Origin of the sequence: Fibrobacter sp. UWP2 (genome assembly GCF_900141705.1) — a bacterium.
Taxonomy (GTDB): Bacteria; Fibrobacterota; Fibrobacteria; order Fibrobacterales; family Fibrobacteraceae; genus Fibrobacter.
This window is the reverse complement of the sequence record NZ_FQYM01000004.1, coordinates 60,702-73,616: the sequence shown is the minus strand read 5'-3', so window position 1 is coordinate 73,616 and position 12,915 is coordinate 60,702. Positions and strand designations below refer to the sequence as shown.

Below are 12,915 nucleotides of genomic sequence, written 5' to 3'. Positions count from 1 at the left end.
CAAAGGAATTTGCGATGAAAAAATCTCAACGCAAGAGCCGCAATTCGAGGCGAATAGTCCCGAAAAAAAACGCCCCCGCCATGGCGGGAGCATTTTAAATTCAAGCATGGGGCGTTAGAGACTACCTCCTTTTGCCCTTCTTGCCTTTCTTCTTTTTACCGTTGGCCGGAGCCTTGTCTTCATCGTCGTCCTTCGGCTCGTCCTTCTTGGCTTCAGGCTTCGGAGAAGAATTGCCACGGAGGTCCTTCATCTTGAAGGTGACGTTGATCTCGGCTGTCACAACCTTGGAGTAGACTCCACCCGGGTCCTTCACCTTGAAGGAGAATTCATCGAGGCCGGAGAATCCCTTGTTCGGGACGTACTCGAAGGAACCGTCGCGTTCGTTCAGATTAATCTTACCGTTGCGCGGCTTTTGGACCAGCTGGACGGACACCGGCTTTTCGCCATCCGGATCCGTAACGCCAGACATAAGACCGTCAGAGGCAGAGACCTTGAGCGGGTCGCCTTCCTGGGTCATGTAGGTCTGCGCCTTGGCCTCAGGAGGATCGTTCACCGGGAGCACCGTGAAGAGGGCGGACTTGCTGGCCTTGGCACCATCCGGGTCGGTGACCGTGAAGGTGATGCGTTCCGGCTTGCCGTTCCAGTTTTCGTGCGGCTGGGAAATAGTCACAGTCTTCTTGAACTTGTCATGGGTCACCTGCAGGTACTTGTTGCCGGTGAAGGTCCACTTGAGTTCGTCAAAGCGATGGTCCTTGTCGCGGGCAAACTGGTCAAGCTTGATCACGGCGAGAACACCCTGGTGGTCGTCTTCCTTGATGGTGTAGTCAGGAATATCGCGCATCACCGGAGCGGCATTCACGTGCTTCACCACAAACTTGGCAACAGCCTTGTCGGTACCACCGGCAGGGTCGCTAGCGGTGAACACGAGGGTTTCTTCGCCAAACCAATCGGCCTTCTTCGGCTTGATTACGGCTTCGCGGCCGCCCGAAATCATGACTTCGAGGTTCTTGGCACCCGTGACCTTCCAGCGGATTTCATGCGGCTTGTGGTCGGGGTCGGTCACATACTGGTCGAGCTTGATCGGCTTGAAGGACTTGCCTTCGAGCGTTTCCTGGCCCGGAATTTCCTTCACGACCGGCGGGTCGTTCACAGGCTTCACCGTGAACTTCACGTTCACGCTGGCCTTTTCGCCGGCCGGGTCGAACACGTTCACAGCCACCGTTTCGGTACCGTTCCAGTACTTGTTCGGCACTTCGGCAGTCAGCACGCCCTTCTCGTCGATATTGAAGATGATTTCGTGCTTGACGGTCGGACCCTTCGCTGCGGCACCCTTGCCCTTCTTGCCCTTTCCGGCAGAAGCGGAACCCGGGGTGGCATCGTCGAGAGTCCACTTGAGTTCTTCAAGCTTGTTGTCCGGATCGCTCACGAACTTGCTGAAGTCGACAGGAGCGAACGTCTTCTTTTCTTCGATGACGAACGGCTGGACCGGCTTGAGGGTCGGAGGATCGTTCACCGGAATCACCTCGAAGGTAGCCTTTGTAGAAGCGCTTGCACCAGCCGGATCCTTCACCGTGAAGGTCAAGGTTTCCTTGCCGTTCCAGTTCGGGTTCGGAGTCAGCACCATAGCGCGGGATCCCTTCACATCGACCTTGAGGTCCTTGTTGCCGGAAACACTCCACTTGAGTTCATTCGGCTTGTTATCCGGATCTTCGGCAACTTTGGAGAGATCGATCGGAGCAAACTTCTCTTTTTCCTTGATCTTCTGGCCAGCAATGTTCTTCACGGTCGGAGGATCGTTCACCGGAGTCACTTCGTAGACCACCTGGACGGAAGCCTTCGCACCTTCCGGGTCAACCACGTCGAGCTTGATCTTTTCAGATCCGTTCCAGAACTTGTCCGGAGTAGAAACGATCAGCTGGTTCTTGTTGTTGACGGAGGCCTTCAGGAAGCGGGTCGGACCCACGCTGAACTTGAGGGCGCCAATCGGATGGTCAGGATCGGAAACAAACTGGGCCAGGTCAAGCGGCTTGAAAGATTCCTTTTCCTGGATATTCTGGATAGGAATCTGCTTGATTTCCGGAGCGTCGTTCACTGATTCCACGAGGAAGTTCACCGTCTTGGAAGCAGAAGCGCCTTCCGGATCCTTCACCGTGAACGTCACGTTACGTTCGCCATGCCAGTACTTGTTAGCAATCTTGATATGGGCAATGTTCTTGCTGTCGATTTCGACCTGGAAGTCGTCAGCCGGAACCGGAGCCGGGGCTTCCTCGGCAGCAGGTTCTTCCTTAGCGCCCTTCTTACCCTTCTTGGCGGGCTTCTTGGGCGGAGCCTTCTTCTTCGGAGCCGGAGCAGCACCGCCAACCTTGGCGATCTTCACTTCCCAGCTGAGCTGTTCGTTCTTGTGGTCCGGGTCGCTCACATACTTGTTCAGGTCGATATCCTTGAACTGACCCTTTTCCTTGATCTTCTGGCCAGGAATATCCTTCAGCACCGGAGCGTCGTTCACGGAGGTGATTTCGAAGGTCACCATCTGAGAGGTCGCAGCGCCATCCGGGTCCTTGACTTCGAGGACCATGGTTTCAGGAGCGCACCAGAAGTGCGGATTCGGAGCGGACACCGTGAGGATGCGGCTCGGAGAAATTTCAGCCTTGAGCTTCTTGTTGCCGGAAACGGTCCACTTGAGTTCGCTCGGCTTGTTATCCGGGTCCTTCACGTATTCGTCAAGCTTGATCTGCTTGAAGGATTCCTTTTCCTTGATCTTCTGGTCAGGAATCTTCTTCGCGAGAACAGGAGGATCGTTCACGCGGGTCACCTCGAAGGTCATCCTGTGGTTGGCAGAAGCACCTTCCGGGTCGGTGACCGTGAAGGTCAGCGTTTCCTTGCCGGACCACTGGTCATTCGGCACGGAGACAATCACAGTGTTATCCTTGCGGATATCGGCCTTGAGCTGCTTGTTGCCGGAAATGCTCCACTTGAGGCTGGAAGCCGGATGGTCCGGATCTTCAGCGAGGCTAGCGAGATCGATAGTCTTGAAGCGGCCGCCTTCGCGGACGGTTTCACCCTGCGGAGCCCTTTCGGAAATCTTCGGCGGGTCGTTGATAGAACGGACTTCGAAGCGGGCGGTCTTGGAAACCTTGGCGCCTTCCGGGTCAGTCACGGTGAACGTGATGTTCGCGGCACCGTTCCAGAACTTGTTCGGGATAGCGATGGTAGCCACCTGATTCTTGTCGACCGTCACCTTGAGAGTTTCACCGGTAGGAGCCTTTCCGGCAGCTCCCTTCTTGCCCTTCTTGGCAGGAGCGGCAGCGCTGATCGGCTTCACGTCGAAGCTCCACGCGAGTTCAGAAATCTTGTGGTCCGGGTCCTTCACGAGGTCGGCGAGTTTGATCTGCTGGAACTGCTTCTTCTCGTCAATAGACTGGTCCTTGAGTTCCTTCACGAAGACCGGGGCGTCGTTCACGGATTCGACGGTGAACTTCACGCTCTTGCTGTCAGCAGCACCTTCCGGGTCGGTCACGGTGAATTTCACCGTTTCGGAACCGTGCCAGTTCGGGTTCGGCGGAGTGACCGTCACGTTGTGGCTCGCGTCCATGGCAACCTTGAGTTCCTTGGCACCTTCGATCTTCCACTTGAGCTTATTCTTCGGATGGTCAAGATCTTCGACGAAGTTATCAAGAGCAATGGACTTGAAGCTTCCCTTTTCCTTGATAGTCTGGTCGGCGATGTCCTTCATGACCGGCGGGTCGTTGATGGACTTCACGGTGAAGGATGCGGTAGCCTTGGCAGAAGCGCCTTCCGGGTCGGTCACGGTGAACGTGAGTTTCTCGGTGCCATTCCACATCGGGTTCGGCGTAGAGACCTTAGTCTTGCCGTCCTTGCCAATGGAGACCTTCAATTCCTTGTTGCCGGAAACTTCAATCTTGAGCTTTTCAAACGGATGATCCGGATCCTTCACGATTTCGGCGAGGTTGAAGTCCTTGAACGAAGCCTTTTCGGCGACGACCTGGTCTTCGATCTTACCGATTGTCGGAGCGTCGTTCACGGACTGCACCGTGAATGTCGCCGTGCAGCTGGCCTTGCCGCCATCCGGGTCAACGACGTTGAACGTAATCTGTTCGGAACCGTTCCAGAACTTGTCCGGAATCACGATGCGAGCCATGCGCTTGTCGTCAACCTTCACGGAGAGCTTCGGAGCGTAACCCTTCGGAGAGCCCTTGCCCGGCTTCACGTCGAAGCTCCAGGTGAGCTGTTCCGGCTTGTGGTCCGGATCCGTCACGATATCGGCGAGGTTGATGATCGCAAATTCACGCTTTTCCTGGATGGACTGATCCTTGATCGGCTTGGTGAAAGTCGGAGGATCGTTGATGGATTCGACCGTGAAGGTCACGCTACGATGAGCGGCAGCGCCTTCCGGGTCGGTCACGGTGAACTTCACCGTTTCAGAACCGTGCCAGAACTTGGTCGGCGGCGTAACCGTCACGACGCGCTTTGCATCCATGGCGATCTTCAAATCCTTCTGACCACTGAACGTCCACTTGAGCTGGTTCTTGTCGTGGTCGAGGTCAGACACGTAATCATCGAGGGCGATCGTCTTGAATTCACCCTTTTCCTTGATGGTCTGGTTAGCAATTTCCTTCAGTACCGGCGGGTCGTTGATGGACTTCACCGTAAACACGGCATCGGACTTGGCGGAAGCGCCTTCCGGGTCGGTCACCGTGAAGGTGAGCTTTTCGGAACCGTTCCACATCGGGCCCGGAGTCGAAATCTTCGCGACACCGTCCTTGCCGATTTCAACCTTGAGGTTCTTGTTGCCAGTGACCGTCCACTTCAAATCCTTGAAGGCATGGTCAGCATCAGCGGCAAGTTCAGCAAGATTGATCGGAGCGAACTGAGCCTTTTCTTCGATCATCTGGTCCGGAATCTTCTTGAGAGTCGGCACGTCGTTCACGGACTGCACCGTGAAGAGAGCCTTCGAAGTAGCCTTGGCACCTTCCGGGTCGGTCACGGTGAACGTGATTTCGTCGGCACCGTTCCAGAACTTGTTCGGAATGTTGATCTTGGCGACATGTTGGGCGTCGATTTCGACAGTGAGGCCGGCTTCCTTGCCCTTGGTGGACTTCACGTCAACCGCGAACTGGAGGTCAGAGAGCTTGTTGTCGAGGTCGCGAACCATTTCGCCGAGCTTGATCGGCTGGAACTGGCCCTTTTCCTTGATAGTCTGCGGCTGAACCTGCTTGGTAAATTCAGGAACGTCGTTCACGGATTCGACCGTGTAGGCGACGGAGCGTTCATCGGTAGCGCCTTCCGGGTCGGTCACCTTGATGGTGAGCGTTTCGGAACCGTTCCACTGCGGGCTCGGCGGAGTGACCTTCATGACACGGTTGCCATCGACGGCCACCTTGAGTTCACGCTGGCCGGTGATGGTCCACTTGAGCTTGTCCTTGGCGTGGTCGAGGTCTTCGACGTACTTGTCAAGTTCGACATCCTTGAACAGGCCCTTTTCCTTGATGGTCTGTTCCGGGATATCCTTCATGATCGGAGGATCGTTGATAGACTTAACAGCGAGCTTGAAGGAAGAAGAAGCCTTGCCACCTTCCGGGTCGGTCGCAACGATGGTGATCGTTTCGGCACCGTTCCAGAGTTCGCTCGGAGTCTTGAAAGAAACTTCGCGGGTCTTATTATTAATGTTGACCTTGACATCCTTGTTGCCGGAAACTTCAAACTTGAGCTTGGAGAGATCGTGGTCGGCATCGCTCACGTATTCGTCGAGAACGATGGAAGAGAACTCGGACTTTTCTTCGACAGTCTGGTCCGGAATCTTCTTGAACACCGGAATATCGTTGATGGACTTCACGGTGAAGGTCACCTTCTGCTTGATGGAAGCGCCTTCCGGGTCGGTGCAGGTAAAGGTCACGTCGGCAGAGCCGTTCCAGTGCGGGTCAGGAATTTCGATGGAAGCGGTGCGGGTTTCGTCGATGTTCACATTGAGCGTGCCCCATTCCGGTTCCTTGCCCTGGTGCTTCACATCAGCTTCCCAGGAGAGTTCGGAATTCTTGTGGTCGGCATCCTTCACGTATTCGTCGAGCTTGATCTTCGCGAAGGTCTTCTTCTCGTCGATCGTCTGTCCCTGGAGGGGCTTCGTGAATTCAGGCTTGTCGTTCACGGAGTTCACCGTGAAGCTGTTCTCGGATTCGGCGCAGGCGCCAGCCGGGTCGCAAACCTTGAACTTGATGGATTCGGAACCGTTCCAGAGTTTGTTAGGAATAACGATAGTTGCGGTCTTGCCGTTGATGTTGACCTTCAGGTCCTTGTTGCCGGAAACAGTCCACTTGAGCTGTTCGAACTTGTGGTCCGGGTCCTTGACGAGAGCGCTGAGATCGATGGGCTTGAATTCCTGCTTTTCGTCGATCGTCTGGTCCTGGACGTCCTTGACGAACTCAGGAGGATCGTTGATGGACTTCACGGTAAAGGTCGCCTTCGTGCTGACGGCCGCACCTGCTGGATCGGTTGCGGTAAAGGTGAGAGTTTCAGAACCGTTCCAGTATTCGTTCGGAATCTTGATGTTTGCAGAGCCGTACTTGTCGATGTCGACCTTCAGGTCCTTGTTGCCGGAAACGGTCCACTTGAGCGTAGACACGTCGTTATCAACGTCGGCAACGAAGTCGGACAGGCTAATTTGTTCAAATTCGTTCTTTTCTTCGATGACCTGGTCGGGGATCTTCTGGATAATCGGAGAGTCGTTGACCGAGTTCACCGTGAAGGTGGCCGTCTTCTTGTCGCTCGCGTATTCGCCATCGGTCGCGATAAACGTGATCTTGGCGGCACCGAACCAGTTCTCGTCGGGGATGATGATGGTCGCTACGCGCTTCGGGTCGATTTCCACATTGAGGTCACCGTCAGCTTGGACCTTGCCCACCGGTTGGATGTCAAATTCCCAAAGAATTTGGTCCTTCGGGTGGTCCGGGTCGTTCACGAAATCGTCGAGCTTGATCTTTTGGAACTGCTTTCCTTCGTCAATGGTCTGGTCCGGAATTGCGGACACGACCGGCGGGTTGTTCACGGATTCGACCGTGAAGGTCACCGTTTCGGAACCGACAGCGCCCTTCGAGTCAGTGGCGGCAAAAGTAATGCTTTCTTCGCCATTCCAGTACTGGCTGGGCACAGTCAGGGTGGCCACGCGATCATTCGAGATACTTACCTTCAGGCTCTTGTTGCCCGAGACGGACCACTTGAGTTTGTCCGGCTTGTCCATGTCGTCAGAAACATAGCTGTCTAATTTGATCGGGGCGAATTTTCCGCCCTCCTGAATAGATTCACCCGGAATACCATTTACCATCGGGGCGTTATTCTCTGTAGCCGCGGCCGCATTCTGGTCTTGCGCAATTACAGCAGTCGCAAGCAAACCGGCAGAAGCCACAAGTGCAGTCAGGGTCCATTTCATTCGTTTCATTTATGATCTCCCATAAATACCATCGACAAGGAATTCATCATTTCGCACTCAATGCAAAAAACAATAAACACACTTGCAATTTTTATGTGTGATAACAGTCACCAAATATAGCCCTTTTTTTACACGATTTAAACAAAAATCTTGTTTTTTTGCAGAAAAACGGCAATTTTGAAAATTAAAAATTGGTCAAAAAACGTAAGTCGTTGACATTCAACGACTTACGAAATCCCAATTCTGTAAACACAAAACTCCCCTCCTCCACCCGACAGTTCCACTGGGAGACCTACGGCACTCCATTGTAAATTTTTTGTAAAAACCGTAGTTTTTTGAGGAGGGCGTCCCCGCGGGGGGGCGTTTTGGAGTGACAGCGCCCCCCGAAAGAGTTATTTTTGACAAAAACAACAACAAAACAGGTAAAACAATGAAATTCGTATTCCTTTGCGACGCCAATTACCTCAAGGGCGACCTCGTCAACTTCGTGAACAATTTCCCCACCAACCACGAACTGGTGACCATGACCAGCGACGATCTGCTGCAGTCCAAGTCCATTTTCGAGGGCACTTTCGCCATTTTGGCCGAACGCTCCACCTGGCAAAAGAACTTCAGCCTGTTCCGCTACTTTGGCCTGCTCCCGCTTTTGGAAGTGCTCCCGCTCGGCATCGTGAGCCGCAGCCGCAAGAGCGAACCGCTCAAGGGCAGAAGCCAGAACAGGAACCAGGAAATCTACTTCAACCCGAGCGCCAGCGCCGAGGAACTCTACCTCCAAATCGACAAGTTCGTCGCCGCTCCCCCCGCAGGATTCTCTTACCCCAGGGGCAACGCCAAGGCTTAAGCCTTTATGCAGCGCAGGGTTCTGGACTACCTGTACAATCAGGGTGGGCTGACGATCTTCGCCTTCCCCGGCGAAGATGCCGACTACGAAGCCCTGGAACAATTCGCACTGGTGCAAAACGCCGGTGCGCGTTTTGTTCTGTTCGACCTGACCGCCAAACGGGACGGCAACACGGGCATCACGGTCAACACGCTCTTTGAAAGGGACCTGACCGAGGACGACATCAAGCAACTCGAGGCGCTGCAGGGACAGGGCTGGAGCTTTGGCGGCTATTCGCCGGTAAACAAGAGCGAGGACGCCTTCCGCAAGTTTTACCATAACCTGGAGCTTCTCAAAAAAAAGGCGCCCCACATGGTGGCGCTTTTGCCTGGCGACGAACCCGGCGCCTGCCACGAATACATATTCCACATAGCCAAGGCCGTAGTGATTGGCGGTAGCGCGATCGAGGCCGCGGCCGCCTACGTGGAGGACTCCCCCGCCCTGCAAAAGGCAGCGCTCCTGTGGCTCCTCAAGGGGATGCCGAACAAAAAGGTGTACCCCAGAACATACAAGGCGATCAAGCGCAGTTTCTCGAAATCCAAGGAATTCCGCGACCTGGACTGGAAAAAATCCCCCGAAAAATTCAACGAGGCTCTCGCGCTGTTGAGCAAGGCCGAAATTTTGCGCAAAAACCCGCTCGACGGGCTCCCCAAAATTTTTGTCAAGCTGTTCTTCCTCTTTTTTATTGTCATCGTGCTGCTCCCGTTCGTGTACCCCACCAAAATCGACATGGACGTCTCGAACATGCGCGACCGTTTTGCCGAGCGAGACAAGCTCTCGGTGGCGCCCTCCTTTGAATACACATTCGACGGCAAGGAGACGGTGCAGCGCATCGCCCGTTACGCCATCGGGCGTTTCAACGCGGTCATCACAAACGACAAAATGCTCAAACGCTACATCCAAGAGACCATGGCCGAAAACGGCTACGCCTACAAGGCATGGGAAAAGAACAACCTCATCTACCCGCCCGAAGGCACCGTCATCAAGTTCTCAAGGCCCGACAACCTGAGCAAGGCCGCCGCCGACTCCATTGGCGCCGCCTGGAAATACTGGACCACCATCGTCTCTGACAGCGTCGCCTATATTACCGAATTCTACCACGAATTTGCCTCCGAGAACCAACGCCAGCACAACGGCATTGACCTCGCGAGCCGCCAGGGCGCCCGCATACTCGCCCCGTTCGCCGCTAAGGCATGGACCAGCAAGGACGAACGCGGCGGCATCATCATAGGGCTCGTGCGCGAAAAGGACGTGGTCATCTTTATGCACTGCGACCAGCTGCTATACCTGGATGGGCAAGAAGTCATGCCCGGCGACCCCATCGCGACCGTCGGCACGACTGGCCACACCACAGGGCCTCACGCGCACATCGTCACAGGTCTCATCAGCAAAAACGGCAACAAGCGGATCGGCAACGTTAAGTACAAAGTAATTGACCCCATAAAGTGGTTCTACATGTTCAAGCCGAGCTCCCCGTGACGGGCGTCACGGTGGTTCCGCAGAACAATAGTGACAACCGTCACAAATTCCACGAAATTAAACTGTTTTTTTTCTTTTGTTTCTCAAAAGTTACATCAAACCAGTGCCAAAACACCCTCAAATAAATAACTTTGAGTGCGGGATGTGAGAGTATTTATGGAGATAAAAAACAAAATGAAAATTAGCCTTATTGCTACACTTTCCATCGCAACCGCACTTTTGGCCGGCTGCTCTGGCATCAAGACCCCGACAGCAGAACTCGCCAGCCACGACTCTGACCGCAACATCCCCGCCATCGACAACATGATCGTCGAGATGAAGCAGGCCTACATCGAAAAGTGCTACTTGCCTGTAGCCAAGCGCATTCCTCCCGAAAACGCCTGCCAGACGGAACTGTTCCAGACGCTCGAACGTCGCTACAACATGAACTACAACCAGAATCATGTTGCCATGGCGTCCAACGACCTCTTCTTCAAGGACATCGATACCGAAATCCGCAAGATGATGCGCACCGACCCCGAAGTCCGCGAAGCCCTCCGCAACGGAGCCTTCAGGAACAGCGAAGAAATGGTCAGCTACTACAAAGAAAAGTACAAGTTCGATACCCAGCTCGAACAGTTCTAATCCTCAACAGAACTTTTTTGAGAGAAAAGCGTGACTCCGAAAGGGGCCACGTTTTCTTTATTCCTGATTTATTTACGAGTTATTTCCCCAAGTACTTGCTGAATACTTGGAGGAGTTCGGGGTACCACTTGCCGCCGTTTTTGTCGTAGGCTTCAAAGCCGCCCACGCCCACAAAGCCCCAATACTGCCAGGACATGTGATACTTTTCGGCTTCGGCGATGATGGCGTCCGTCCACTCGGCACGCAGGGCATCGGAGACCCCGTTACCGCCGCACGAGGAACCGTGCTGACCCGAAACTCCAAACTCGCCCATGTTCATGGGCACGTAACCGCCGTTGATGTCGGGGAAATGGACCGCCGTGGAGTCCACGTATTCCCTAAAGTGCGCCTTGACCGATGACTTGTCCCAGCTACCGAGCGAATTGCTGCAGTCGTAGCCGTGGCCTTGGTGCGTCACCGTGTAGGGCTCGTAATAGTGGCCGCTCACAATGATGTTGCCGTCTTCGGGCAGTTCCAGGTTCTTGATCTGGGCAAACTTAGAATAGCCATTGGATTCAAACATGATGGTCTTGCCGGGGGCGTTTTCGCGCATCACCTTGTAGGAGGCGAGCATAAAGTCATTGAGCTGCGCAATGTCCATGTCGCGCGGTTCGTTAAAGATTTCGTATACAAGGAGGCTGTCGGGGAACGAGTTGAACTCTTTGGCGATTTGAGACCACATGGCCACCATGCGGGCCTTCTCTTTTTTATAGTTGTCCGGGTTCTTTTTGTAATTGCCCGCAGCACTCAGCATCTCGGAATAATGATGGATGTTGATAATGACGGCAAGCCCTTGCGCAATGGCGAGCGACACGTCGGCCTTGACTCCCGCGAGGCGGCCTGCATCAAGTGTATAGGGTTCACTCCTCATGGCGTCGGCATTCCAGCGCACAGGGATGCGCACCGAATTAAAACCCGCATCCTTCACAATCTTAAAATAGCCGTCCTCGATGCAGTTGTTCCAACCGCAATCCGCCGAGGCGCCGTTGCCGCTCGATTCCCAGGCGTTACCCAGGTTGATGCCGCGGCCAAGGCGTTCATTCATCTTACGGCCCTTGGAGTAATCCACCGGTTTTTTTTCGATCGGCTTCCAAACATTGGAAACGCAAATGTAGTACTTGGAATCCAGGAATTCGACCGAACTATACTTGTCGGCGGAGCATTCGCCCTTGGCTTCGGCGACCACCTTGTTGGCGAGTTCCGATGCCGTGGCAAGGCGCCAGTAGCCCTTTTTGCAAATGTAGGTGTCATTTGCCGCGTCAGTCTTCATCACATTTTCTTTATCGTCTGTACACTCGCCGAACTCCTTGCTTTTTTCAAGGCTCAAAAGGACTGCCTGCGAAACAACGAGCCATTCCCCGCCCAAGCACCTGAAATACTTTTCGTAATTAATGCTTAATTTATTTGTATTCTGGAGCATTGTGCCGCTCGTAGACTCGTCGCACGCCCCAATGCCATAGACGTTTGCCCAAAAGTTCATGACTGTCGGTCCAAACACCTCCACAGCATCGACTTTGTTACGGTCGGCAATGTTGAAGGCAATGTAATCAACGGAACTGCCGTAGGCCTCGTCGGCCAAAATGGCACGCAGGCTGTCGTCATCCCACTTGCCGTTGTCGGCCAAGTCGGCTGCCATCGACGCCATGTACATCTTGAATTCCTCCTCGGAACGTTCTCCCAAAAGGATGGTCGTCACTGTAAGCAGATTGACTGCCGAGGCGCCCGAGCCATAAAGGGAGGCGTTTTCGAAGAGCGTCGTATCGGGCAAAAGGTTAAACGCGGCGCGGATCTCCTTTTCGGCAGTGCGCTTGGCGTCCATGAAGGTCATGCCTTCTCCAATCAGCTTTTTGACGCGATCGTATTCCAGTTCGGTGAGCACATTCACGTTGAGGTTCTTGCGGTCATTCACTTCCGAAAGGGCACGCAGGGTCACCGTCATCGTCGAATCGAGCCGTTGATAATTATAGAACGCGCCGCTCGCCGTGACTGATGCATACGCCGAATGAAACGGGCCCGCCAGCGTAAAGCTACCCGTATTCGAAGAAATGGAAGCTTTTAAAGAGTTCTCGGACAGCGAAAATGTTTCAGGATTGAGTTCCACCACCAAAACGCTACCACCCGCAAGGAACGGTCCCACCTCGGCAACGCCCGAAAGCGAAAGGGCTACCGAATCCACCGATATGTTCTCCTGATGGACGATTTCCTCGCCGGGGGCGTTACCGCCAGGGACCCCTTCGTTTGCAGCGACAACGGAGTTTTCTTCGGAAGAGGAATCGTCAGAACAGGCCAACAGCCCAAAGGATGCCACCAGGGAAATCAATGTGTATCGAAAAAAACGCATAACCAATCCTTGTTATACCCTAAAACTACTCCATTGAACGGACTATACTCAACAGAAAGCGCCAAAAAACGTTTACGAGAGAAAACAAAATGCTATATTTGGCACCGCAAA

At 54.0% G+C, this 12,915-nt stretch carries 5 protein-coding genes; 3 read left to right on the top strand and 2 right to left on the bottom strand.

All coding sequences use genetic code 11. The features are described 5' to 3' along the window. Positions 1-121: 121 nt before the first annotated feature. Positions 122-7,450 (bottom strand): tandem-95 repeat protein, encoded by a 7,329-nt coding sequence (locus BUB55_RS03745; RefSeq protein ID WP_083596858.1) that lies wholly within the window; start codon positions 7,448-7,450, stop codon positions 122-124. Between the two features lie 421 nt (positions 7,451-7,871). Between BUB55_RS03745 and BUB55_RS03740 the strand changes: the two genes are divergently transcribed. From BUB55_RS03740 to BUB55_RS03730, 3 genes are all read left to right on the top strand, one after another. After that, a complete protein-coding gene (locus BUB55_RS03740; RefSeq protein WP_073188340.1) occupies positions 7,872-8,282 on the top strand; it encodes a hypothetical protein in 411 nt (136 codons plus the stop codon). A 6-nt stretch (positions 8,283-8,288) separates the two neighbouring features. Then, the gene (locus BUB55_RS03735) at positions 8,289-9,800 is read left to right on the top strand and encodes a M23 family metallopeptidase (RefSeq protein WP_073188339.1); all 1,512 of its coding nucleotides are present in this window, start codon (positions 8,289-8,291) and stop codon (positions 9,798-9,800) included. A 174-nt stretch (positions 9,801-9,974) separates the two neighbouring features. After that, entirely contained in the window at positions 9,975-10,424 is a 450-nt protein-coding gene (locus BUB55_RS03730; RefSeq protein WP_073188337.1) for a hypothetical protein, read from the top strand. Between the two features lie 79 nt (positions 10,425-10,503). Here the strand turns inward: BUB55_RS03730 and BUB55_RS03725 are convergent, their stop codons facing one another. Further along, positions 10,504-12,804, bottom strand: coding sequence for a glycoside hydrolase family 5 protein (locus BUB55_RS03725; protein WP_083596857.1), 2,301 nt, complete (start codon positions 12,802-12,804; stop codon positions 10,504-10,506). Positions 12,805-12,915 lie beyond the last annotated feature (111 nt).

Coding starts and splice junctions, on each gene's coding strand:
- BUB55_RS03740 (WP_073188340.1), top strand. CDS start 7,872: ATGAAATTCGTATTCCTTTGCGACGCCAATTACCTCAAGGGCGACCTC.
- BUB55_RS03725 (WP_083596857.1), bottom strand. CDS start 12,804: ATGCGTTTTTTTCGATACACATTGATTTCCCTGGTGGCATCCTTTGGG.
- BUB55_RS03735 (WP_073188339.1), top strand. CDS start 8,289: ATGCAGCGCAGGGTTCTGGACTACCTGTACAATCAGGGTGGGCTGACG.
- BUB55_RS03745 (WP_083596858.1), bottom strand. CDS start 7,450: ATGAAACGAATGAAATGGACCCTGACTGCACTTGTGGCTTCTGCCGGT.
- BUB55_RS03730 (WP_073188337.1), top strand. CDS start 9,975: ATGAAAATTAGCCTTATTGCTACACTTTCCATCGCAACCGCACTTTTG.